Here is a 25,214-nt window from a genome sequence, read left to right as displayed (position 1 = left end):
TTTTAGATGATTCTGCACATTTTGAAGTAGAGCGGGAAGAATGGCAAACCTTAAATACAATCTCGATCAGCAGGAAAACAAAATTGAAGAAGTAAATACCGGGTCTTTTTCCCAATACCCATTTAAACTGGCCTGGGCAATTACCATTCATAAAAGTCAGGGTCTAACTTTTGAAAAAGCAATTGTAGATATAAGCTCATCTTTCACCCACGGCCAAGCCTATGTTGCCTTAAGCCGGTGCAAAAACTTGGCGGGTTTGATATTGAAATCTCCCGTAAAGATGGAAAATATCATTACCGATAAACGCATAATTGGATTTACAGCAGATGCGGTAAGCCAAATTCCTACTGCTGAAACCTTGAAGGATATAAAAAAGAATACGCCTGGAATTTGATCGATGATTTATTTGATTTTACATCGTTAAAAGCAAGCTGGACAAGTATCGGGCAAGCCAAATTTAGCGCATTTGATGAAAATGCAGCTTTCAAGACCATGCTTGATCTTACCACCAACATTCTGAACAAAGAATTAATTAATGTGGCGTTAAAATTCAGGAGTCAGGAAGTAGCTAAAATTTCAAAAGACGCAATCCTGACTGATGAAAAACTATTTCTTGAACGCTTAGTTAAGGCTTCAACCTATTTTAGCCCAAAAATTACGCTGGTGATTTCAGAAATCTCAAAATTTACCGCTTTAAAATTACTAGCCGACGAAAACTCAGAAAAAACTCTGGCCACATTAATTTCAACGCTAAATACTTTAAACGTAAAATTGGCTTTATTTAATTTCGACTGGAAAAATTTTTCAATTGGTGAATATACACGTACTTATTTAGAAGCCGGTAATAAATACGAATTAACACCAAGAAAAAACTTTACGAGCAAAATAGAAATTCCAAAAGAAATTGTTAATCAAAAATTATATCAAAGCCTGCTTAACTGGCGAAGTAGCGTAAGCAAAAAAAGAAATGTGCCGGAACATACCGTTCTTTCTGATGTAGCTTTATTGAATATAGCTTCGAAACCTCCTAAAACCACCGATCAATTGGCAGCAATTAAAGGAGTAGGAATCGGGAATGCAGTTGATCTGGGAGGCGAAATAATGCCAATAGTAAATGCTTTTCTTGGTGCTAGTACATTGTTCTAATCGCTGATGCGATAGTTTAATGCAGAAAAATAAAGTAACAGGCAGTTAGGATTATTCCAAGCAACAAAAAGCCGATACGGCCCAGCCACATATTTAAGATGTTTTTTCCCTGTTCGGTGATGCTTTGTTCCAGATTTTTCAGCAATTTTTCTTGCTGCTCTAACTTTTCTTTAAGATCAAGATTTTCGTTCTTCAAATCAAAGATGCTTTTACCCGTATCTTCTTCGAGTTTATTTAGTGCGTAACGCCTTTTAAAACCACCTTCGCTGATAAACATATCAACCCCGGCTTGCTTGCCTACCATAGCTGGCAATGGTACGCCATCTACCTGGCCGACTAAAATCACGAGGTTCATCTGAACCAAAAGATCCAGATAATCTGAAGCCAGAGTACCATTTCCTCTGAATATTTTGAGCACCCGATCGGATTTGATGTATACTTCTTCATCAAACTCGTTAAGGATATTGTCCAAAAGCTCACATTTAGCTGGAGTTAAACTTATGGAGAGATTTTTCATTTAGGCGAACGTAAATTATTCGGCAAGAAAGCAAAAATAAATCTAACCTAAAAGTTTTATCTAAAAATAACAGCTAATTAACATTACAATGTTGTAAATACTATTCTATCTAATATTGTTTTAATGCTTTAAAAAAAACTTATTTCCAAAAGGTAATGTTGTAAAAATAAAAATCATACTATGAAAACTCCAGATCAAGAACCACAAGAAAACGAAGAAATTCAAAACATTGAACAATTTCAGATAGACCGTTCAAGCGCAAAATCAGCTGAGGGTTATGCGGATGAAGAAGATGACACTTTTTCTGCTGAAGAACCAGATGAGCTAGAAGAAGATGATGATGAATTGGAAAATGATGATGAAGGCTACACAGAAGAGGAAATTCCATTTGCAGATGGCGAAGGTACTCAACTCGATGAAGCCATTGACGAGCAGGACGAAACTGAAGAGGATGAAGAAATCTAAAATGAAAAAGAGCGTTCAATAATTGAACGCTCTATTAATGTTAATCTAAATCGTCCCGTTGATTTAATTCTAACATCTCAAACTTGTAATTTTTTTACAGTTTAATCAATACGTATCAGAGTGTAATTTTTATTAGTACAACATTGTCTACTAAATAAGTATCCAGTAAAACTTAAAACACTACCGATCAACTAAATAACTAAACAACAGCCTGTAAATTTTGCTTAATTGTGGTGCAACTGGGCGTGATAATCAAATAATTATCAAGTCTGGAAAATAAAACCTTTATAAAATTTTCATTTTTTCCAGGGTAACATTTGTATTTTCAAGAATTAAATGCAACTTTGTGGCGTAAATGAAAATCAAAAAGTTAAATCAGGTAAATACATGGGCAAAAGCAATCAGCTTTTTATTGGTATTTACCTTTTTGTTTATTTCATTTATTCAAATCATACATGCGCATAGTAAAAACGATATTGAGCATGTAGCTGATCAAAAAGAAAACATTACCTTTTCTGAAAAATGTTCCGTTTGCGATTACATTTTTCACAAACATGGAAAAGATATCGTGCTTCCACTACCCTTTTCTATCTCTTTTCCTCTTCCAACAGGAAACATAAGCAATACTGGCGTATTTGTAGGCAACTATAAATTCACGTTGCAAGGCTTTACCAATAAGGGTCCGCCTGCAATCGCCTAACAAGCCCCATTGGCACTTAGCCATCTTCCTAGATCATTTTCTTTAATTTTTAATGCGATGAGTTGCAATTAACCTGATTGTGCTGATCACTTAGCCATTGGCTCCGGCCATTTGTAATGCGTAAAATTCTTTTTTTATTTCTCTGCCTTATTGGGGCTAAACAATTGTATGCCCAACAATTTCAACTTAGCGGTACGGTTTTAAATGGCCAAACACCAGTAAAACACGCCACGGTTTATATTGAAAATACTCCGTACAAAACCATAACTGATGACGGTGGTAAATTCAATTTTGAAGCCTTACCCAAAGGCTCCTATAAATTAATAGCCAGTGCAGTTGGGTATAGCAAAGCCATAAGTAAAGTTGAAATCAATGGTCAGCATGTAGTTAAAAATCTGTCAATTAATAAAGAAATCAGGCAACTGAATGATGTGACCATAAAAGATGAGCATGTTGAGGACCGCAGGAAAGCAGAATCGATGAACATTGAAATTGTGAATCAGGATTTTCTTCAAAGAAACCTAGGTGGTAGCCTGATGAAAAGCTTAGAACGCCTTCCGGGAATTAAAACTATCGGCATTGGTTCTGGCCAGTCAAAACCATTAATAAGAGGTTTAGGCTTTAACCGGGTGGTAGTGGTTGATAAAGGTGTTAAACACGAAGGGCAACAGTGGGGCGCCGATCACGGGCTGGAAATCGACCAATTTGCTACCGGCGAAATTGAATTGATTAAAGGTTCTGCCTCATTTATTTATGGCTCTGATGCCATTGGAGGTGTTATTGATATTCTTCCGGTATCCATTCCGCCGCTGAACAGCATTGGCGGCTCAGTCGATTTAATTGCGAAAAGCAACAACAACCTTTATGGTACATCGACCAACATTTATGGCAGAAACAAAAGGTGGTTTTTCGATTCGCGATTTACTTATCAGAACTACGGCGATTATCGTGTACCCACAGATCAGGTTTTTTGTATATGATTATGCCGTAAAATTATATCAAAATCATTTACGCAATACCGCAGGCCGTGAGACGGGAATCCATTTCAATACAGGATATGTTGGCGAAAAGTTCCGATCCATGTTCTATCTCAGCAATACTTTTGCCAAAAGCGGCTTTTTTGCCAATGCACATGGACTTGAACCACGGCGTGTAAATGAAGATCTTCACGACAGTTCAAACAGAGATATTTTACATCCTTATCAATCGGTTAACCATTTTAAATTGATTAACCGATCCAGCTATCAGTTGCCGAATCAGAAAATCGAATTTGAATTAGGTTATCAGAAAAATTACAGGCAGGAATTTAGCCAATATGTAAATCATGGTTTTATGCCTTCAAATTACCCCGCTACTTTACCAATCCCCATGGATCTGGAAAGAGAATTTACTAAAGTAGTTTATTCAGGCAATTTACGAGATAGGATAACAATTAATGCACATGAGCTATCTGTAGGAATAAATGCGGAGGTTCAAACAAACGACATTAATGGATGGAGTTTTCTGGTTCCGGCTTTCAACCAGAAAACAATAGGAGCTTTTGTTTATGATAAATTTAAGATCACTGATAATCTACTACTACATGCTGCATTACGTTATGATCGCGGACAAATCAACATGTTTCAGTACAACGATTGGTTTCCATCAGATATTACAATAAACGGATCGGTGACACAGCAAAACCTGCAACGTGCCGCTAATTTAAACCGAACATTTAACAGTTTGGTCTGGTCTGCTGGACTAAACTACAATCTTGAAAAATTTGGTTTAAAGTTTAACCTGGGCAAGAGTTTCAGGATGCCGATTGCTAAAGAGCTTGGTGCAAATGGCGTAAATTATCACTATTTCAGTTATGAGAAAGGAAATCCAAATTTATCGCCAGAAAAATCATATCAAGCCGACTTGAGCCTGGCCTGGAATGATGAGCGGTGGTCTGTTCAGTTAAGTCCGTTTTACAATTATTTCCCGAATTACATTTATTTAAATCCGACCTCCGGACATGATTATGCTTATGGTGCCGGCAATCAAATTTTCGAATACGCACAAAGTAGTGTACAGCGATTTGGAGGCGAGCTTCAGCTTAAATATGAAATTTTTAAAAACTTAAGCACTCAGTTCTTAGGAGAAATTTTACAGGCTAAGCAGCTATCAGGAAATAAAAAGGGTTTTACGTTACCTTTTTCTCCACCCGCTTCTGCCCTGATCAATTTAACATATTCTCCGAAAATAGGCAGGCAATTGTCTAATACTTATTTCTCCATCGATTATCGCTTAACGAGTAAACAGGATAATATTGTTCCACCAGAAAAGAAAACTCCTGGTTACCAGATAGTAAATATACAAGTCGGCACAAAGCTTTCCTTGTATGGCAATCCGCTCCAGTTAAGTCTGCAAGTTCAAAATCTGTTTGATACAAAATATCTCAACCATACCAGTTTTTACCGCCTTATCGAGCTTCCTGAAGCAGGAAGAAATCTTGTGCTTTCGTTAAAAATCCCTTTTGGAAAATAATACAGTTTAATTACACCCATCAACAAAAAAAACATCAACAATGAACAAAATTACAAACCCCCTTTTAGCCCTGCTGATTACGGCAGCAACATTTACCGCCTGTAAAAAAGATGAAGTGATTACAGACCTGCCAACGATTACAAATCTGGAGGTGGGAATGAATAACAATAAAACAGCCTATCCCGGAACCGACATTCATTTCGAAGCCGATCTTTTTGCTGCGAGTAACTTAGCCAGTGTTGATTTAAATATTAAACCAAAAGTAGGTACCGGCTGGAACTTCAACCAAAAATATACTGAAGGCTTTGCAAATGTAAAGAATGCAAATTTCCATAAACATATTGATGTACCCACAAATGCTGCACTCGGTAGTTACATCGTAACGATTAAAGTGACTGATCTGTTTGGGAGAACAACTGAAATCACCAGCGATCTGGAAATCAAATACGATCCAACGCTGCCTAGCGCTACAGGATTTGAGGTGGGTTTGAATACTGCTGGAAATGATCTGCATGTTGAAGCCACAGTTGCTGCAATTAACAAAATTGCCAGAATTGAAGTTGAAGTTCATGGTGCTGCATGGGAAAAAGATTTTCTTTTTACCGATGCTGCCATGGTGGGTTTAAGCACCTATAACTTTCATAAACACCTTGATGTTACTGCTGCGCCTAAAGGCCACTATCATGTTCACCTGAAAATTGTAGATCAGTTGGGTAAAGAAAATCAATTTGAAGAACATTTCGACAAGTAAATCAATAATTATGAAAAATAAATTCAATCCAGTTAAAACAGGCTTTATTGGCTTATGTGCATTATCCGTTTTATTGCTCAGCAATTGTAAAAAGGAAACAGAAGACATTGATACTACCTACCCTGAAATTATTTCAAGCGCCACTTCTTTTCCGCAGCAATGCAGCGTAATTAAACGTGGAGAAACATTTACGTTTAAAACCCAGATAAGCGACAATGTCGAATTGGGATCAATGAGCATCGATATCCACCACAATTTTGATCATCATTCACACAGTACCGAAGTAAATAGTTGCAATATGGAAGCCATCAAAACTCCCGTAAAGCCTTTTCTGCTCATCAGAGAGGTGAGTATCCCGGCAGGGCAAAGAAATTATGAAGCCACGGCCTCAGTAAATGTACCTGCGGATATTGATCCCGGCGATTATCATTTTTTAATCAGAATAACGGATAAAGCAGGATGGCAAACCATCAAAGGAATTAGTATAAAAATTAATTAATCAATAAAAATCAAACCTAATGTTATCTAAAAACAATTTTAAAAAAGCAGCATTGATTGTTGCTGCTGCTGCTGCATTTGCAGCTTGTAAAAAAGACAGCGCACAACCTGAAGAAACACCCACAATAACGGCCAGAGAATTTAAGTATGTAAGGTTGCTTACTTCAGATGAGACGTCGAACAAGCTCACTTTGGTAGATCCATCAACCTCGGCAGTAACTGCTTTCGATGCTAAATTTCCTTTAGCTAATCTTTACGCAACATCCTCAGGCAGATATGCTACAGTGCTTTATGGGGCACAAAATTTAGTGGAAGTTTTTGATAGCGGCCTTGCTTCTCACGTAGACCATGTAGATGTGCTAAATAATCCGAAATGGGCAAACATTACTGCTACAGGCATTAAACCAACTCATTTTAAAACCAAAGCCAATGAAAGTTTAATCTTTAACGATGGAGATGGAACGTTGAGCCGGGCCGTAGAGAGCGATTTTAATACTGCCGGGGCAAAGTTTGCCACTGTTAACGCAGGTTTGTTACCGCATCACGGTGCAATGGCACAGTTTACAAATGGAACCTATGCCGTAACATCAACAGCAGTTTCCGGAGCATCTCCAAATCGGGTGCTCGTAATCGATAAAACAGGTAAAACCGTTTATGCTTCTACGCTTGAAATTGGCGCCATACATGGTAATGCAAGTGATGGAACAAACGCAGTATTTGGTGGCTTTAGCAGTTCTGCGGCAACCGCGGGAGGTGTGTTGGTAGTTAAATCTACAGGTGAGCAAAGGTTAATTCCTAATCCTGATGGTTTTGGTGCGTTCAGGTTGGCCAGTATTTATTACGCAGAATCGGCGAAAAAGTTTATTGGATATGTAGCAACAAAAGGTGCTTACTTAATAGATATTGCAACAGATAAAATTACCCCAATTTACAGCGGAGCTGATGCTTTTCAATGCAAAGTTGATTTTGCAGGAAAAAACTTATTGATTTTGACGCTAGATGGAAAATTAAGAGTATATGATTTAACCACCGGCACATTGAAAAAAGAAGGGTCGGTGATTTCTGCAACATCGAGCACAGATACTTATAAGCCTGTTCTAGAAGCAACTGGCAAATTTGCCTACATCGCGATGCCAGCGTTGGGTGAGGTACATCAAATCAATCTATCAACTTTTGCTGTAACAGCAAAACATAAAGTTTCTGCTAAGCCGGTACGTTTAGCAATTTTTGGCTTTGAAAGCGATGCTTCTCATAACTAATTCTTAATATTCGAGGCAGTTGGTTAACTGCCTTGAATATTATTTTGCCTTTGCCATAGCATTTAGCTGCGTTAAATGTGTTTTGAATTTAGGAAGATATTTTCTAGCATATTTCTTTACCGCAGCATCAGATGATTTTGAACCTGCTTCAAAAAGTACAATTAAATTCTGGTGATCCTGAATACTGGAAGCAATATACGCCTGATCAAAATCCTGCCCTTTGGCATCCTTCAATTTATTTACTGATTGTTGAATATCAGCATTCCGAAGCATTGCAAATCCATTTAACATGACACCTTTTGCCTGACCGGTATTTCCGGCTTCTCCCTGATTTTGGTTTCTAGATGTATCCTGTAATGTTGTTGGTGCCGAATCAACTCTACCATCTGGTCTTTGCCCTTCTTCATTTTTACTTGCCGTTAAAGTAATGTTTTTACTTTTGGCTAAAGCTAAAAGTTCTGTATTGGCCTGAGCATGTGCGTCAAGTACCGTTTGGGCAAATCCCTTCAATTTCGGACTTCCATTTTGCGCTGCTATCCCACTCATTTGCGTCGCCTTTAATCCATAAAGCAAAGCTTGATTCATAAATACTTCAGGTGGTAAAACCTCTTGTGTCATGCCCGATTTAGGTTGACTGGATATCTTTCCTAAAATATCATGTGCGGATAAATTTGTTCCTAAAGAGATTGTCAAAAGAAATGCAAATGCTGTTTTTATATTTTTCATGGCTTAAATAAATGATGTTATTAATCAACTATAAAAGCACCACAAAAGTTTGCTATATTTCTATTTGATTCCGCAAAAAGTTAATAACTCGTATGGTGTGAAAAACTTAGCTAAACATCTGATAACGATAGCCGTTAAACCTGTATACAAAACATAAAGCGTATGAAAAAGTGCATATATGTTGTAGAGGATAATCCAAGTATCAGAGAGATTATCGAGTTTTTGCTTACTGAAGAATTGTATGAGGTGAAAGCTTGCCGAAATACCAGCGACTTTTGGCTACAAATGCAAGAAAGCATTCCAGATATGGTCATCCTAGATATTATGCTGCCTGACGGAAATGGAATTGATATTTGCAGTCAGCTGAAAACGAATATCAAAACACATGATATTCCCGTGATGATGATGTCGGCAAATAATCATTTAAACGCTGTTAAGGCAAAATGTACTGCCGAAGATTTTATCAATAAACCTTTTGATTTAAATGATTTTGCGAGCCGTGTTGAACGTTATTTACCCGCCAATTAAGTTGTTAAACTTGGTAAGCTAGAAACGATCTAGGCTTTTCTTGAAGCGATCACCTTTTTCAAGGAATTGAAATTGAGTAGTAAGGGAAGTAATGTTAATGGAGATAAACATATCGGTATAAGTGCAATTGAAACCTTACTTAATCCGTTTGTAACCGCTAGATAAGTCAGGATGCCAAACGCGACAAGATACACCAGACCCAAACCCAACATTACACCTTTTAACAGATCTTTTCTTTTAATTAGTGCTTCAACACTTTCCGGTTGTTTTATATTTTGTTCCATTAATACGTTTGCTTGGAATGATTAATTAGTTCTTATTTTTAGAAAGCCGTTCGCCATTGGCATCGAATTACAATCTTCTGCAATTTGCAATTTTTTAGGTTCATGAACAAAAAAAAGCAGGTTCAAAGTTACATCATAAAAACAAATGCCGCTGAAATAAATTCCAGCGGCACTTTTAGCTATTGTTTTAAGCGCTGTTAATTCACATCAAACCAAAGCTTTGTGGTTAAAAGGTCAGCACCCTGACTAGCCATCGCGTTTTTATAACTTTGTCCGTTTAACGATTGCTCCGTTCCGGGATAAATGAAACGCACCGGAATCTGGCCATTTAATACTGTATTTACTGATGCCGAAAGCTGTGGATAATCTAAGCGGCGACGCTCTGCCCAGGCTTCCAAACCCTGACCAAACAGTGCCAGCCACTTTTGCTCACCAATTGATTTTTTATAATTTGCGGCATCATACTGAACTGATGCCTGTGCAAGATAAGTGGTTGCAGCAGCATCTGACAGGCCAAACTGTTTTAACGAAGCTGTTACACCCTGCTTATAAAGTTCAGCAGCATTTTCTGTTGTCAAGCCTCTTGCAGCAGCCTCTGCCCTGTCGAACAATAATTCCGCATAACTGAAAATTACAGCTGGAGATTGCGGCGTTAAAAAATAGGCTCCCGGTTTTGAGGTTCTTGCGAAACCCAGATTACTGGCCTCTGAATTGGTTAATCCGTTCGGTAAACCGATATACTCCTGAGGGGTTGCAGTTTGTGTTTTACTGGCATAAATTGGCAAACGTGGATCATTCAGTACAAACAATTTATCAACGATGGTTTTGCTGATCCGATAATCGTCACGGGTATCAAATTGTGCACTCACAGGATTTTGTTGTGGAGAGATCTGATAAATCAACTGAGCAATATCAGCATTATCACTAATATATAAATCGCCATCCGCCTTAATCTCATCTAATACCTGTTTGGCTTTAGCTGGCTCTTTATCTGCAATTCTTAAAGCGATTCTCAGCCTCAAGGCATTGGCAAACTTTTTCCATTTGGTGATATTTCCGCTGTAGATAATATCGCCTGCAATCGCTTTCCCTGCAGGATCAAGCGTATTCTTAGCTGTTTTCAAATCTTCTAGCAAACCGAAATAAACGTCTTTTTGTTTATCATAAGCGGGTGTTATAAACTCGTTTAGCTTTCCTGCCTGACTATAAGGAATATCGCCATAAGCATCGGTAAGCAAAAGAAACGACCAAGATCTTAGCGTTAAAGCCACTCCACGATAATTCGGGTGAGCAGTGGTATTTCCAATTTCGATAATTTTGTTAAAACCGGTGATACTTTGAGAATACAGCGTAGACCATAGAGAGGTAAAACTACTGTTTGAATAAATAAAGCGGTCTTCTTCGGTGTATTGAACCTTTGCCCAATGCTGCACAAAAAGCAAACTGGAGTTCATATTATTCGTAGTTCCCCAATACGCATCGGCTGTATTTTTGATTGCAGCCGTAAGCAAATAATCGGGTTGTGCATTTTCTGTTGCATTCGGATTGATGTTCACTTCATCGAGTTCTTTACTGCATGATGCTGCTAAAAGCGAAACAAAAGCAGTGATATATAGAAATTTCTTTTTCATGGGGATAGGATTAAAATCTGATATTTAAGTTGATACCATAAGTACGGGTAGTTGGATTCGAAAGGCTTTCTAACCCCTGGCCGTTGCCAGTGTTAAACGCTACTTCCGGATCAATATCGGCTACATTGCGATGCAAGATCGCGAGGTTTCTACCCACTAGCGACACCGAAACGCCCTGCAAACTTAACGGCCGAACCCATTTTGCAGGAAGATTATAACTCAATTTAATTTCGCGGAGTTTTACGTATGAAGCATCAAATATATTGGCCTCATCAATGGTACGAAACGATTTGTAATAGGTTTGTGCAGGAAGTATTTTTTCATTGCGTTTTCCATCGGTTGTTACGCCATCGAATATGATACCATCGTCGTAAACAGTTACACCTGCCGGCGCCGCAGCACCATCAGCCAGTCTTACTGTTCCGTTTGCTTTTACATTTCCCGGATAGTAATAGGAGATGCCGCCAAATTCTGCCGCTCTGCCTGGTAAAGTTGAGGCCAAAACGCCTGTGTAAGTTCCTGTTGCATAAGTACCGTTGTAAATCGATCCACCAAAGCTGGCATCAATTAAAACACCTAAACTAACGCTTTTGTAAGTGAAAGTATTTGATATGCCTCCAATCCAATCTGGTGTATATTTACCCAAAACCCTTTTGGTAGGATCGGTTTGTGGTGCACCAGTTGCATTCACTACGATATTTCCGTTGCCATCTCTTAGAAATGCATTTCCAAAAAGTGTTCCGTAAGGTTGACCAACAGCTGCAATTACCTGAGCAGAATTGGTTGACACTACATAATTTTGCAATAAACCCGCTTTATCCAATTCGATTACCTTACTTCTGTTTGCCGCATAATTCACATCAATATCCCAGGTGAGCTGTTTTTTAACTGGCGTAACACCCAGCTGAACTTCTATACCTTTATTGTTGATCTTTCCAGCATTCAGCAATTTAGATCTGAAACCTGTACTTTGGCTCACATCAACACTTAAAATCTGATCGTAACTGTTTGTATTATATAAACTCACATCAAAACGAAGGCGTTTTTTAAATAGAACTGCCTCTGCTCCCAATTCTGATGATGTGGTGGTTTCAGGTTTCAAATCAGGATTCAAATCTGTAGTGGATGCTGTAAGTTGAGGATTGCTTCCAAACGGAGCGCTGAAAGAAAAAGTGTTAATCAAACGATACGGATCGGCATCCTTACCTACTTTAGACCAACCTCCGCGAATTTTGGCATAATCTAAGACATCGCTTTTGATGTCAAAAGCTTCCGTTAATACCAAACTTCCGTTAAATGATGGATAAAAATAAGATCTGTTTTGTGCCGGCAACGTTGATGACCAGTCATTACGGGCGGTGATATTTGCAAAAAGGTAATTTCTAAATCCAATTTGTGCTGATGCGTAACCGCTATATGATTTTAGTTTACTGTAATTATTAGAGGAAGTCAGTGGATCTCTCGAATTGCTTAACGTGTATAAACCCGCAACCGCAAGTCGTGGGGCACTTTGATCATTTTGTTCGATATATCTCGAGCGGATATTCGTTCCAAGCAAAGCCTCTATACTGAAATCATCATTAAGCTGTTTGGTATAGTTCAGCGTTGCATCGGTATTGTTTTCATTTACAGTAAAGGCACTTTCGCTGTATGATCCAAACGGGGTTCCGTTGGTGCCATATGCAATTCTGATTTTACGACGATCGTTGTAATAATCTGTTCCTGAACGGAAATTGAAATTTAACCCGTCAGTAATTTTATAATTCAGCCCGATATTTCCAATGATCCGGTTTCGGTTTTGTGATACCGTATTTTCATAAGCCACCCAGTATGGATTACTATAATAGCTGTTGTTCCAATTGAAAGTATTACCGTTCTCGTCGAGATAGTTTTTCAGTTGGTTGATGTCAACCTGTCTTCCAAACCAGGTAAACTGAAGCATGGTGCTCGTCGATCGTGAACCACCCGTTCCAGGCAAATTGTCTGAACCTAGTTTACTGTAATTTGCATTGGCCGTAAGGGTTAATTTTGGTGTAATCCTTAACGTAGTATTTAAAGCGAATGAATTTTTGTCTTGCCCAGAATTTGGCACCACGCCAACCTGCTTTAGGTTATTATAAGATAAGCGATAATCGAATTTCTCTCCGGCATCTTCAACAGCAATACCATTCGAAAGCGAATAACCGGTTTCAAAAAAATCACGCACATTATCAGGATTGGCTACAAATGGAACAGCCACCCCTTTAGAAAAAAACTGAGGAATCAATCTGCCATCCATTCTCGGGCCCCAGCTTTCATCCACGCCATCATTTGTACCAGCACCTTTACCGTCTACATAGCTGAATTTACCTTCAGATCCCTGGCCAAAAACATCCTGATATTTCGGGAGGGTAAGTAAACTTTCAATAACCCCGTTGGAATTAAAAGTAACCCCTAACCCCTTTTTTGATTTTCCTGATTTAGTTTTAATAATGATAACACCAGCCGCCGCTCTCGATCCATACAATGCAGCAGCATTTGGTCCTTTAAGCACACTGATCGATTCGATGTCATTTGGGTTGATATCTGAAATGGTGTTTGCATAATCTCTTGCACCGGCGGAATTGAGTTGTGAGTTATCCACAGGAATCCCATCCACTACAAAAAGCGGCTGGTTATTTCCTGAAATGGAAGTTTCACCACGAATAACCACCCGGGAAGACCCCATATCGCCCTGGCTATTGGTTACGCGAACACCGGCAACTTTTCCTGCCAGTGCATTTACCAGATTGCTTTCCCTGGCTTCTGTCAAGCTCTCACCCTTGAGCTCCTGAACCGCATAACCCAGAGATTTCTTTTGTCGGGATATGCCTAATGCGGTAACGACTACCTCATCTAATGCATTATCGCCGTCATTTAATACCACATCCAGCACTTTATTATTTTCTGATACCTCTACCTCTTTCGTGGCAAAGCCGATATAGGAAAATACCAACGTGCTTTTGCCCGCAACAGTAATAGAAAAATTTCCTGTTCCGTTACTTGTTACCGCTTGTTTAGTACCTTTTACAAAAATAGATACGCCAGGCAGGGTTTCTCCTGATGAACTTTTTACCGTGCCCGAAATTGCAAGATTTTGTGCTCGAACGAATGGTGAAAGCAATAGCAAAAACAGTATTGCCGGTAGCTTAATTTTTTTAAACATAATAGGTTAAATTGATGATTAGTTAAAACTGATGTGAAAAATATAGGCAAAGCAATTCCACCCCGCTTTTAGCGATTTTTTTAAACACCTTGATATTGATAATTTTAGTTGGAGATGGTATATGATGAATTTAATTCAAACACATACCCTTACACATTCGGCCTCGCCAATACATGTTAAAATTGTTGAACTGGGTAAATTTTTGCTCGTTAGTCTTTTTCATTTATTTTTTCTGATATATCAATACTTATCAATTATGGAAAATCAGCCTACAAAAAAAGCACTCCTGTAAATCAGGAGTGCCCTCATATATGATTAATGATTTGGCCTTCAACTGACTTAACTACCCCAAACAACTCTGGGATGGAATTAGCACCATACCCTGAGGGCTGGTTGCTAAGGTTTCACAGGGCCATTCCCTCCACCTTTCTTGATAAGTATTTTAAAATAACTGGCGCAAAGATAATATAAAAATCATAATGTCTACAAATTCTATAGATTTTATTGAAATATTTTTTTCTTAGCCAAAATCATGTCTACATTTGCTTTCTCAATTGAACATCATCCCATGAAAATAAAATTTATTGCAATACTAATAGCCGGATTGTTAACCCAAAAAGTTGCCGCCCAAACAAAGAATAAAACATACACAAAAAACCTAAAGCTTCAAAACACCTTTCAGGCGAGTGGAATTTGGAGAGGTGTTTTTAACCTAAAGCCTGGCGTTGACGTTCCTTTTAATTTTGAAATCAAAAATAAAAATGGGCAACCCTACCTCAGTTTTTTAAATGCCGATGAAAGCTTCGACGGCGGATTTGTAAAACAGAAAGGTGATTCATTATGGATTAACCTTGATCAGTTCGACAATGTGCTGGCTTTTAAAATCCAGAAGGATTCACTTGTGGGTGTATTGAAAAAACAAGATGGATCTGGCAAAGCACTTCAGCTATCAGCCAGCAAAGCGAATCAATATCGCTTCAAAACAAATGATCAAACACCTGATGCGGATTTTTCCGGAAAGTATGATATTGTATTTAAATCACAAGATGGCAAAAATGAAAACGCGGTCGGACTTTTTAAACAGCTAGGAAATAAAATTACAGGTACATTTCTCCGCATCACCGGCGATTCCCGCTATCTTGAAGGCAGTGTAGATGGAAATCAATTTTACCTTTCGGGTTTTATAGGTTCCAGCCCATCTTACTATAAGGGTACATTCTCAAAAGATGGAACAATTCAGGGAGAAGCAGTGAGTGCAAGAGGAAATACGCCATTCACCGGAAAACAAAACGAAAATGCTGCTCTCCCCGATGCTACCAAATTAACCTTTTTGAAAGAGGGTTATAAAACGCTGAACTTCTCTCTCCCCGATGTAAATGGCAAGAAAATTTCATTAAGTGATGATAAATTTAAGAACAAAGTAGTGATATTAACCATTACGGGTACCTGGTGCCCTAATTGTGTGGATGAGGCATCATTCATTTCGCCCTGGTATAAGGAAAACCGAAACCGTGGCGTAGAGGTTGTTGGTATCCACTACGAGCGCCAGCTTGATTCAGCGTATGTAAAAAAGGCATTAGGCAGATTTCGTGATAAGTTCGACATTCAATATGATCAGGTAATTGCGGGTAAACCTGATAAAAAGCAAGTTGCTGAGTCACTTCCGGGTCTGAATAATTTCTTATCCTTCCCAACGATGATCATCATCAATAAAAAAGGCGAGGTTGCGCAAATCCATACCGGTTACAGCGGACCCGCAACCGGAAAATATTACACTGATTTTGTAAGCGCATTCAATGCGGAAATTGATGGATTGCTGAAACAAACCAATCTGTAGCGCAGTGCTATTTCCTCTTTAATATCTCAACCCTAACTATTTTGCAATATCATCCCGTTCGTATTTTGGTCGATCGGGATGATCTTCTTTGTTCTGCGGCCACGAAATAACACCTGTTTGCTAACTAATCTTTTCGGCTGTAGCTAATTTTATTCTTGTAACAAATATTTTTCATTGCAATTTCCTACCTGAGAGGCGGTCTTCAATATTTTATTTATCTTGGTAAATCGTTTTAACATCGCTCAACATCGGATATCCAATTGGAAATGGTGTTTAGCTGTTAACATTTAACTAAACAAACCCCTTAACCTCTCATCAACATCTAAATGCTCAAATCAATTTTCTCGCTGCTCCTCGCATTCATTTGCTTGCAGTGCTTGCAGGCTTTGGCGCAAAACAAAACAACTGTTAAAGGAATTGTTGCCGATTCTGCATCCAAAGCACCAATGGAATTTGCCACTGTAGCCGTTGTTAATGCGAAAGACACTTCGTTGGTATCTTATACATTAACTGATAAAAACGGAACCTTCAAACTTTCTGGTATCGCTGTGGATAAACCTGTCAAAATCATCATTTCTTTTGTAGGTTATAACACCATCCGCCAAAACCTGCATTTACAAAAAGAATTAATTACCGATTTAAAAACCATATACTTATCTGGTAATACCTTAATGGATGTGATCATCTCGGGTGAAAGATCGCCGGTAACAGTTAAAAAAGACACCATAGAATTTAACACCGAAGCCTTTAAAACCAGGCCTAATGCAGTAGTTGAAGAACTGTTGAAAAAGCTACCTGGCGTACAGGTAAATGTTGATGGTTCGATTCTGGTCAATGGAAAATCGATAAGTAAGTTGCTAATTGACGGAAAACAGTTTTTTGGCGATGACCCTAAAGTGGCCACCAAAAACCTGGATGCAGATTTGGTTGCGAAGATTCAGGTTTATGATGACCGGGAGAACGACCCTGATCACCTGGTGAGTAATTCTGAAGTGAGCAAAATTATTAACCTGAAACTAAAAAGTAAGATTAAGAAAAGTACGTTGGGCAAAGTTTATGCCGGTGGCGGAAGCCGAGATCGTTATGAAGCGGGGGGAATTTTAAGCAATTTCAGAGATACGCTCCAGGTAAGTTTAATTGGTTTGGCCAATAACTTGAACCGCACTGGTTTTTCCGGTCAGGAACTATATACTATGGGTGGTTTCGACAGGTCTGGCGGTGGCGGACAAATCTATGATGGCACTTTTGGTGGCCGGGGTTATGGTGGCATTGAAAGTGTGGCTTCGGGAGGTGTCAACATCAACAATAACTATGGCAAAAAACTTAAGCTTAACCTTACTTATTTTTTCACCCATAGCGACAACCTTTACAATGGAACAAATTATATCGAGCAAACTGTAGCGAATACTACTTTGATTAATAACTCCAGAAATATGAGCAATAATAAAAGTAATAAACATGCTGTAGGCGGCTTGGTAGAATGGGTTCCTGATACGATGATGCGCATCAGATATGAGCCAAAGGTAAACCTCAATTATCAAAATAACAGAAACGAAAATAGTAATAGCAGTTCTAACTCCTTGTTACCCCGTTTAAGTGAAAGCGCCGGGCTTAATACTTCAAATGCTAATAATAGTGGTTTCTCACATAACTTTATGTACTACCGAAGGCTAAAGAAAAAAGGAGAATCGATTAATATTACACATTCGCTGCAGATAAACAGTAACAATAATGAAGATTTTAATAAGTATCGGCTCGAATCTTTTTCTGCGGAAGTGAGATCAGAAACACAGGATCGATTTAGAGAGAGCTGGAACAAATCCAATTCAGGGGATTTGTCTGTAACTTACAATTATCCTTTGAGCAAAAAACTAACATTGGAGCTGAATTCCGGAACACGTTTTTCCAGCAATATGGATCTGGCAAGTACATTCGAATACAATCCATCTACAATGCTTTACGATTTTTTCCTAACCAACCTGAGTAACGATTTACAGCGTAACGTTTTCATTCAAAGCATTCGTCCGCAGTTGTTTTATAAAATCACTAAAGATTATAGCTTAAGGGTATCGGTTAAGGGAGAATATCAGGATGTACGTAATGAATTTAATTTCGGTTATGAAGATATCAATCGTAAATATTATAACTTTTATCCATCTTTCAGATTTGATGCACCAAGTTTTTCACTGAGTTATGATGAGCGTTTAGACCTTCCCGGAATTTCTCAGATGCAACCCATTGCCCGCCAATATAACCAGCTATACACGGCTATAGGAAACCCTGATTTGAGGGCAAACCTGGTACGCACATTAAATCTAAATGTATACAAATACATCCCTTCCAAGCAGATTAATTTCAATTTATATTCTGGCTATATTTTTAGTAATAACGGTGTTTTGCAACGTAGTAATGTGAATAGCGCTGGCGCTACTGTAGCCAGTTTTGTTAACCGTGGTGGTTACAGAAATGGCTATCTGGGCCTGAGTGTTGGTAAGCAGTTTAAAAAATCGCAGAAGTGGCAAGTTGGTTTAAATACCTCGGCAAGAGCAAACCTTAACCAAAGGCCTTTTATCCTTAACGCTGATGAAGGTTTTCAAAATTCACTGGATATTGGTTTTGGAGAAAACATCAATCTGAATTATGGCGACTTGCTTAGCCTGAATGCTAAATATGATTTCTATAAACAGATGACCCGCTACAAAGATGTAGATTTTGCAAAAGTGAATACTTACACCCACTCTGCCGGTGGAGAATTTAGCCTGAGGTGGCCAAAAAGGATTATTTTAGATGCTAACTATACGTATTTTTACAATCCTCAAATTGGGCAGGGTTTTCAACGCAGTTCACATCAACTTAACCTTGCGCTTTCCATTCAAATGCTGAAAAAAGATCGCGGGCAGCTCAAGCTTTCGGTTTATGATTTATTTGATCAAAACATTTCGATAAATCGTTACGCCTTTAATAACGCAATAGGCATATCCGATCGGAATATCCTTCGCCGTTATTTTCTGGCAACTTACCAGTACAAGTTAAATGTATATAAGAAATAAAGCAATTATTTTCCGCTAGGCGATAACTAAATTCCTTTAAAAGTAATATTTATAAAACATTGGATCTTTTGCTTAATGATAAACATTGAAGTTTTTCATCATCAACAAACCAAAATAAGTAAAAGATGTTTATACTTATAAAATCGAAAACCCTTGTACTAAAATCCCTATAAAACTAAATGGAGCACCCATCTCAGCCATTTTTTTACCTTTTCATAAGGTATTTCCTAGATTTTAGCTGCTATTTAAGGTTTTACATCAAAGAAATTTAGAAAATAAAAAATCAGTCCCACACATGCGTAAAGTTTTAATTATTGAAGATGACATTGACATTTTGAACGTAATGACCACAATTTTGAAAGACTCTTATCACGTACTTCCCATTTCTTCTCCCCGCCATTGGAAAAACGATGTGGAAGAATTTCAGCCAGATATTGCCATTATTGATGTGCACCTTGGAGATGAAGATGGAATTAATATTTGTAGAGAATTAAAATCAAATTCAAAAACTTCACACATCAAACTTGTGGTAACAAGTGCTCTGGTAATTCAGCCTGAGCGTTTAAAAGAATACTGCGATGCTTATTTAGAGAAACCTTTTGAGATTGATAATTTTACCGAGATTATTGAAGATGTACAATTGAAATGATTTGATCAGTACGATAATGCAATAGTCACATTGATGAACATTTAAAAGAAATTCCGGGAAATATTGGGCGGTGCATTGCTCAGGAGTTAAGTGGTAAAGACACATAAAACGTTGAACCTTCACCGCGTACACTCTCTACCCATATTTCCCCAGAATGACTTTTAATAATTTCTGCTGAGAGATAAAGGCCAATTCCAAATCCTGCAATATTGCGGGCTTCCACATTCTGAACCCGGTAGTATCTATCGAACAAATGCGGCAGGTCTTCTTCAGGAATACCTTCTCCTTCATCCTTCACACTGAAGGTAAGTGTATAGTTAGCTTTTGTGCAAGACAATAATATTTTGGAATGGATTGGTGAATATTTCACCGCATTGCTAATGAGATTATTTACAACGTGTCCAATTTTATCGCGGTCGCCGATCAGGATGATCTCTTCTGACGAAGTGAACTGGATGTTATGAGTGGAAACAATATGTTTGTACTCATCTTCGATATCAGCTAAAAGTTCAGAAAAATTAAAGCGTTGTCGATCGAGGTGAATTTTTCCAGATTCCAGCCGGGAAACATTCAAAAAGCCGTTAATCATGGTAGTCATTTTGGTTAACTGCCGCCCCATCTTGTCGAGCACTGAACCGGTAAAATCATCGCCGGTGTTTTTGAACAAACGCTGCAATACTTGCAAATAACCTGTTATTGATGTTACCGGTGTTTTAAGTTCATGGCTTACCATAGCGATGAAATCATTTTTCCTTTGTTCATCTTCTTTTTGAGGCGTAACATCCATGACCACCGCATACACACTTTCATTTACGCCATGAAGATCCTGGTTTACTTTACCCACCACCCGCATCCACCTGCGTTCACCGCTTATTAGATGACGGATGGCGTAAGTACTATCAACCGGACTACCAAATTTTACCGCATTTTCTAACACTTTATTAACCTCAGGTATAAATTCAGGCTCAACAGATTTCAGTACCATTTCCCAGGTAATTTCACCATCTACGGGAAGACCGTAAAGCGACCGATATCTGCCCGACATATCGGCAATACCGGTTTTTAAATCTAAACTGCAACTGCCAAGTTCCCCTGCATTAAATGCCGACTGCAGGTTTTCCTCGCTTAGTTTCAGCTTATTATTAGCCTGCTGCAACTTTTCATTTATAAGAAACTGACTTTCGTTGGCTTCGATCAATGCTTTATTAACAGACTGAATTTCTAACAGATATTGCTTTTCTTCCGTTACATCTAAACTTGAGCAAATAAAGCCATCAAAATTTCCCGATCCATCGAAAATCGGATTTCCTTTAATTCGTAACCAACGGTAATTCCCTACCTTGTCGAGTATTCTAAATTCATTAAAGAATGAAGAGTGGGCTGTTAAAGCGCTTGCGAAAATTTCTTCAACTTCAGCACGTTCATTTGGATGAACGAACGACGACCAGTCAAAATCTTTCAAATCTTTGGTTTGCCATCCCGTCAGGTTTACCCATGCATGGTTCAGATAATTTAGATTTCCTTTCGCATCATTCGTCGATATTAAAATATCACTGGCCTCGGCCATGGTACGAAAACGTTGCTCGCTCGCTGCAAGCGATCGTTGTGAACTTACCTGGTGGGTAACATCGAGTGCAATACCCAAAACGCCAGATATTTTGCCCAGTTCATAAACAGGCCGATATATTACATCGTAAAAACCGACAATTTTCTGGCCGTTACGTTCCAAAATAACCTCCTCTCCCATAAGTTCAAATGGAACTCCGGTGCGATAGACATTATACAAAACATTAACAATCGGCTGCCCTACAATCTCCGGTACGCCTTCGAATAAAGTTTTACCAATAATATCTGGCTCTTTACCTAAAAAGGTTAACATTGCTTCATTAACAACCTCGAAAACCATATCTTCTCCACGAAAAACCTGCATCGCTACCGGACTTTGTTCAATCAGGTTGCGGTATTTTTCTTCGCTAAGCTTCAATGAATCCGTACGACGTTTAACCTTTTCTTCCAGATAGAGGTTTGTTTCTCTAAGTTCTTTTAATGTTTTGGTAAGCTTTTTATCCATCAGCTCCCGCTCACCATTAAGCTGTTCAATTTCGATGAGACTTTTCTGCTGATCTACCTTTTGCTGCTTCACCAGGTTACTCTCCAACACAAGTTCAGTAACTTCTTTTACCAACTGTATAATATAACTTAGTTGCCCGTCTGCATCAAAAACCGCTGTGTGGCTAATGCTCCAATATCGCTCAACAAATTGATGAGTACTCAAATCTTCGAGATCATATCTAAGTATGGGCATGGCATTCGCGGAATTCGTTTGAACCACTTCAGATAATGCCGCCCTTAGTATTTCAACTGCTTCAAATCCGGAATCATCAGGATTGTTCGGAAAGATGTCAAAGATGTATTTACCTTCAATTGCCATTCTGGATCGATAAGTTGAAGATAAATAAAGATCACTTGCAGTAAGGATATGGAAACTTGGTGATAAAACCAGGTACATTTCAGGTAAAGCATGGAAAGTATTTAAAGTGTCTACAGACGGCGGGGAGTAAATTTTCATTGAAATACCTGGTTATAAGCCTAACAAAATTAAATATTAAATACCAGGTACGGGGTAGTTTCTTTACAACTAATCGTAGTTAGAAATAACATACTCATCAATTTAAAATACACGAACCACAAAATCCTCATTGAAACTGAAATCATAAACTTTAAACTCAATCGGCCATTCGTCTTCTACCAGATGCCCTATATATTCAGCAAAAAAATCTTTTAAAACTGGTGAAATTAATTCCTGGAACAGTAACTATTATATATTCACTATCATTTTTAACCAAAACTTCTGCCACAAAGTCTTCCCAGTGTTGTTTAATTTTGGCAGGCAAGCGATTAAAGTTTTGCTGATCGATAAAGTCACCAATTTTGCAAATACTATCCACATCAAGTTTCGCTTCATTAAGCGCCAGCCATCGCCCATCGGTTTTAGTAAGTGTTGCAACAGGTGAACCGCCGGAGAGCACCTGCCATGCCCCTCCTTCGGCTAGCCTTACCAACTGATAAGCCATTAACTGATCTTCCTGGTTAAAAAGATAGTCTAGCATCATCATGTTAGAGCCTGCCACCAATTCACCATTAAAACTACCTTTATTATCTTCCATGCCCAAATATTCGATTTGTTCCACCTGTAAAGTGACATACTGCATTAATAACCAGTTAACGCATTTTATGGTTTTAATTATTGAAAAAAACCTGCGAAATTTTGATGTGTTACTGTGATTTATTTTAATCTCCACAGAAAACTTAACTTATTGGAAATTTGAACAATAAAAGTTAAAAACTGACTTTTTAAGTAGAAATGTCAGGACAAAGAAATATTGAATACTAAATTGTTTCAAATGCTTAAAATGGATTAATTTTTGAATTGATTTTCGAAAGTCATCCATATGAAAAAGTTTATCCCATTTTTATTTGCTACCGGAATTTCGATTATTGCCATTTTATCTTCATTCACACTTGATGATCCTGAATTAGGCGTATCAACTGCGGTTTTAAGCTGGATAGCTAGCTTATGGCTTGTTTCTGGAAAAAATGATTGCGAAGGATGCTTATCTTAAGCTTTAAGCATAATTTATACTTTTAAATAAACCATCTGGTTGCCCCTCTTTAGGGTACAACCGTGTAAAAAAGATAAGAGGCAAATATTACCAGTAACACAACCCCTTGTTGCACATTGGTTTTTCCTGTAGCCAGCGAAAACATTATGGTAATCATCGAGAGCAGTAGCAGTACAGTAGAACTCATATCAATTCCTAATGTAATGGGCATTTCGAAAATGATCGATACCGCCGCAACAGCCGGAATCGTTAACCCGATGCTGGCCAATGCAGAACCCAAAGCCAGGTTTAAACTGGTTTGTAACCGATCTGATTTAGCTGCCCGATAAGCGGCCATACCTTCTGGTAGCAGCACAATTGCCGCGATAATTACACCAACCACCGATTGAGGTGCACCCAAATCGATAACCATCACCTCGATATCCTTAGAAAGTAACTTAGCCAACACAACAACCGAAAATAGGCTGATCAATAACAAGATCAAACTGGCGATGGCTGTTAGTTTAGTTGGCGCTTCCATGTGTTCATCTTCTGAGCTTGTATTTTTAGGCAGAAAATAATCTCTGTGCCTAACCGTTTGCATGAAAATAAAACCGCCGTACAAAACTAGTGATACCAGCGAAACAAAGATGAGCTGGCTAATGGTATATTCACCCACTTTCGCACTCAATGTGTAGTTGGGAAGAATTAGTGTAAGCACCAAAATAGAGGCAAGCGTAATTAAAGCCGCATTTACACCCTGAAGCTTGTAGAGCTGTTCTTTAAATTTAATTCCACCCCTGAGTAAACATATACCAACAATCGCAGTCAGGATAATCATCACGGCAGCGAAAACAGTATCTCTGGCCAGTTCGCGGGTACTATCGCCGCCTGCTAACATCAGTGAAACAATTAAACCAACCTCAATGGTGGTGATGGCCAAAGCCAGGATAATGGTACCAAATGGTTCGCCAACTTTATGTGCAATTACTTCGGCGTGATGCACCGAGGCTAAAACGCTGCCAATTAACAGCGCAGCAAGTATTACTTTTATGGTTACACCAGAATCAACACCAGTAAAAAAATAGGCTACCGCACTAATTATTGGAAGGGCAATAGTCCATTTTGGTAAGTCAAGATTTTTCATATTTGTTAGTTTTCGCAATTTATAAATTTATACAAGCTTAATGCCTGCTTGCTGAAAAGCGGTCATCAAACGAAGTAGCGTATCGCTTTTAAAAGCCGCCTCTACATAAACATTATTAATCCACACCAGAATTTTAAGTTCAATGCTATCAGCAGCCAGGTTATTAACGAGTATTTCTGGTGGAAGATTGGTAACCGTATGGGCTGAACCTTTAATCACCTCGGCAATAATTTCCTGTAATTGCTGCATATCAACGGAAGAACCAACTTTAAATAATAATTCAGATTTTAGGTAATCATTACTTAGCGTCCAGTTCACCAATCTTCCGGATAGTAAATCTCCGTTAGGAATGATCACTTCAGACCCCTGAGGCGTTAGTAATTTGCTCGACCGGATGCCTATGTCCTGAACTTTCCCTTTCTTATCCGCCAGTTCTACATAATCCCCAATTCTAAAGGGTTTCTCAAAAATAAGAATGATCCCTGAAACAAAATTATTTACAATATTTTGCATACCTAAACCTATACCAACACCAAGTGCCCCTAAAACAACTGTGAGTTTATCCATCGGAAGTCCTGATGCTGTAAAAGCAAGTAACAGGCCGATCACAATGATAATCAATCGAAACAATGCTACCTTTGAGCCTTTATGATCACTTGCGCCATCAAAACTGATCCTTTGCTCGCCAAAAAGTATAGGTACGTGTTTTTGCAGTTTATTGGAGATGTA

Annotated in this window: 23 protein-coding genes and 1 riboswitch; of the genes, 14 read left to right on the top strand and 9 right to left on the bottom strand. The window is 38.4% G+C overall.

Annotated elements, in window-relative coordinates:
* Window positions 1-40 precede the first annotated feature (40 nt).
* Both ON09_RS26495 and ON09_RS11725 read left to right on the top strand, forming a co-directional pair.
* Complete coding sequence (locus tag ON09_RS26495) at window positions 41-394, top strand: helicase C-terminal domain-containing protein (protein WP_010601262.1); 354 nt, start codon at window positions 41-43, stop codon at window positions 392-394.
* On the top strand, window positions 391-1,146 hold the full coding sequence (locus ON09_RS11725) for an HRDC domain-containing protein (protein ID WP_010601261.1): 756 nt from the start codon (window positions 391-393) through the stop codon (window positions 1,144-1,146). Before ON09_RS26495 ends, ON09_RS11725 begins: the two co-directional genes overlap by 4 nt.
* Before the next feature lie 16 nt (window positions 1,147-1,162).
* On the opposite strand, the gene ON09_RS11720 is transcribed toward ON09_RS11725, so the two are convergent.
* Complete coding sequence (locus ON09_RS11720; RefSeq protein ID WP_010601260.1) at window positions 1,163-1,663, bottom strand: hypothetical protein; 501 nt, start codon at window positions 1,661-1,663, stop codon at window positions 1,163-1,165.
* Between the two features lie 180 nt (window positions 1,664-1,843).
* Here ON09_RS11720 and ON09_RS11715 point away from each other — a divergent pair, with 180 nt between their 5' ends.
* From ON09_RS11715 to ON09_RS11690, 7 genes are all read left to right on the top strand, one after another.
* Window positions 1,844-2,128, top strand: coding sequence for a hypothetical protein (locus tag ON09_RS11715; RefSeq protein ID WP_010601259.1), 285 nt, complete (start codon window positions 1,844-1,846; stop codon window positions 2,126-2,128).
* A 355-nt stretch (window positions 2,129-2,483) separates the two neighbouring features.
* Window positions 2,484-2,828 (top strand): hypothetical protein, encoded by a 345-nt coding sequence (locus ON09_RS11710; RefSeq protein ID WP_010601258.1) that lies wholly within the window; start codon window positions 2,484-2,486, stop codon window positions 2,826-2,828.
* Window positions 2,829-2,992: 164 nt separating this feature from the next.
* Window positions 2,993-3,808 carry a carboxypeptidase-like regulatory domain-containing protein gene (locus ON09_RS25670; protein WP_202947146.1) on the top strand — a complete coding sequence of 272 codons (816 nt, stop codon included), beginning with the start codon at window positions 2,993-2,995 and terminating at the stop codon, window positions 3,806-3,808.
* On the top strand, window positions 3,714-5,339 hold the full coding sequence (locus ON09_RS11705) for a TonB-dependent receptor (RefSeq protein WP_202947145.1): 1,626 nt from the start codon (window positions 3,714-3,716) through the stop codon (window positions 5,337-5,339). The genes ON09_RS25670 and ON09_RS11705 overlap by 95 nt, the downstream gene beginning before the upstream one ends.
* Window positions 5,340-5,379: 40 nt before the next feature.
* The gene (locus ON09_RS11700; RefSeq protein WP_010601257.1) at window positions 5,380-6,090 is read left to right on the top strand and encodes a DUF4625 domain-containing protein; all 711 of its coding nucleotides are present in this window, start codon (window positions 5,380-5,382) and stop codon (window positions 6,088-6,090) included.
* 10 nt (window positions 6,091-6,100) lie between these two features.
* A complete protein-coding gene (locus ON09_RS11695) occupies window positions 6,101-6,589 on the top strand; it encodes a DUF4625 domain-containing protein (protein WP_010601256.1) in 489 nt (162 codons plus the stop codon).
* Window positions 6,590-6,608: 19 nt separating this feature from the next.
* The gene (locus ON09_RS11690) at window positions 6,609-7,847 is read left to right on the top strand and encodes a YncE family protein (protein ID WP_010601255.1); all 1,239 of its coding nucleotides are present in this window, start codon (window positions 6,609-6,611) and stop codon (window positions 7,845-7,847) included.
* Window positions 7,848-7,886: 39 nt separating this feature from the next.
* On the opposite strand, the gene ON09_RS11685 is transcribed toward ON09_RS11690, so the two are convergent.
* A complete protein-coding gene (locus ON09_RS11685) occupies window positions 7,887-8,573 on the bottom strand; it encodes a DUF4142 domain-containing protein (RefSeq protein WP_010601254.1) in 687 nt (228 codons plus the stop codon).
* 162 nt (window positions 8,574-8,735) lie between these two features.
* Between ON09_RS11685 and ON09_RS11680 the strand changes: the two genes are divergently transcribed.
* Window positions 8,736-9,101, top strand: coding sequence for a response regulator transcription factor (locus ON09_RS11680; RefSeq protein WP_010601253.1), 366 nt, complete (start codon window positions 8,736-8,738; stop codon window positions 9,099-9,101).
* 29 nt (window positions 9,102-9,130) lie between these two features.
* Here the strand turns inward: ON09_RS11680 and ON09_RS11675 are convergent, their stop codons facing one another.
* From ON09_RS11675 to ON09_RS11665, 3 genes are all read right to left on the bottom strand, one after another.
* Complete coding sequence (locus ON09_RS11675) at window positions 9,131-9,385, bottom strand: hypothetical protein (RefSeq protein ID WP_010601252.1); 255 nt, start codon at window positions 9,383-9,385, stop codon at window positions 9,131-9,133.
* Between the two features lie 197 nt (window positions 9,386-9,582).
* A complete protein-coding gene (locus ON09_RS11670) occupies window positions 9,583-11,016 on the bottom strand; it encodes a SusD/RagB family nutrient-binding outer membrane lipoprotein (RefSeq protein ID WP_010601251.1) in 1,434 nt (477 codons plus the stop codon).
* Window positions 11,017-11,026: 10 nt separating this feature from the next.
* A complete protein-coding gene (locus tag ON09_RS11665; protein ID WP_010601250.1) occupies window positions 11,027-14,200 on the bottom strand; it encodes a SusC/RagA family TonB-linked outer membrane protein in 3,174 nt (1,057 codons plus the stop codon).
* Window positions 14,201-14,536: 336 nt separating this feature from the next.
* Window positions 14,537-14,640, bottom strand: a riboswitch (SAM riboswitch).
* A gap of 128 nt (window positions 14,641-14,768) precedes the next feature.
* Here ON09_RS11665 and ON09_RS11660 point away from each other — a divergent pair.
* The 3 genes from ON09_RS11660 to ON09_RS11650 all read left to right on the top strand — a co-directional run bounded on the left by ON09_RS11660 (window position 14,769) and on the right by ON09_RS11650 (window position 19,736).
* Window positions 14,769-16,037 carry a peroxiredoxin family protein gene (locus ON09_RS11660; RefSeq protein WP_157258938.1) on the top strand — a complete coding sequence of 423 codons (1,269 nt, stop codon included), beginning with the start codon at window positions 14,769-14,771 and terminating at the stop codon, window positions 16,035-16,037.
* Window positions 16,038-16,363: 326 nt separating this feature from the next.
* Window positions 16,364-19,087, top strand: coding sequence for an outer membrane beta-barrel protein (locus tag ON09_RS11655; protein ID WP_010601248.1), 2,724 nt, complete (start codon window positions 16,364-16,366; stop codon window positions 19,085-19,087).
* A gap of 295 nt (window positions 19,088-19,382) precedes the next feature.
* The gene (locus tag ON09_RS11650) at window positions 19,383-19,736 is read left to right on the top strand and encodes a response regulator (protein ID WP_010601247.1); all 354 of its coding nucleotides are present in this window, start codon (window positions 19,383-19,385) and stop codon (window positions 19,734-19,736) included.
* A 79-nt stretch (window positions 19,737-19,815) separates the two neighbouring features.
* On the opposite strand, the gene ON09_RS11645 is transcribed toward ON09_RS11650, so the two are convergent.
* Both ON09_RS11645 and ON09_RS11640 read right to left on the bottom strand, forming a co-directional pair.
* Window positions 19,816-22,305: a PAS domain S-box protein gene (locus ON09_RS11645; protein WP_010601246.1), complete on the bottom strand. Its 2,490-nt coding sequence runs from the start codon at window positions 22,303-22,305 to the stop codon at window positions 19,816-19,818.
* A gap of 196 nt (window positions 22,306-22,501) precedes the next feature.
* Window positions 22,502-22,948 (bottom strand): hypothetical protein, encoded by a 447-nt coding sequence (locus ON09_RS11640; protein ID WP_010601245.1) that lies wholly within the window; start codon window positions 22,946-22,948, stop codon window positions 22,502-22,504.
* A gap of 240 nt (window positions 22,949-23,188) precedes the next feature.
* On the opposite strand from ON09_RS11640, the gene ON09_RS25190 reads away from it, so the two are divergent.
* On the top strand, window positions 23,189-23,359 hold the full coding sequence (locus ON09_RS25190) for a hypothetical protein (protein WP_157258937.1): 171 nt from the start codon (window positions 23,189-23,191) through the stop codon (window positions 23,357-23,359).
* 49 nt (window positions 23,360-23,408) lie between these two features.
* Here ON09_RS25190 and ON09_RS11635 read toward each other — a convergent pair whose 3' ends face one another.
* On the bottom strand, window positions 23,409-24,485 hold the full coding sequence (locus ON09_RS11635) for a calcium:proton antiporter (protein WP_010601244.1): 1,077 nt from the start codon (window positions 24,483-24,485) through the stop codon (window positions 23,409-23,411).
* A 27-nt stretch (window positions 24,486-24,512) separates the two neighbouring features.
* Window positions 24,513-25,214: mechanosensitive ion channel family protein (locus ON09_RS11630; protein ID WP_010601243.1), on the bottom strand; the 702-nt coding region annotated here is incomplete at its 5' end.

It is taken from the genome of Pedobacter agri PB92, assembly GCF_000258495.1.
GTDB lineage: Bacteria > Bacteroidota > Bacteroidia > Sphingobacteriales > Sphingobacteriaceae > Pedobacter > Pedobacter agri.
This window is presented reverse-complemented; position numbering and strand designations above follow the sequence as displayed.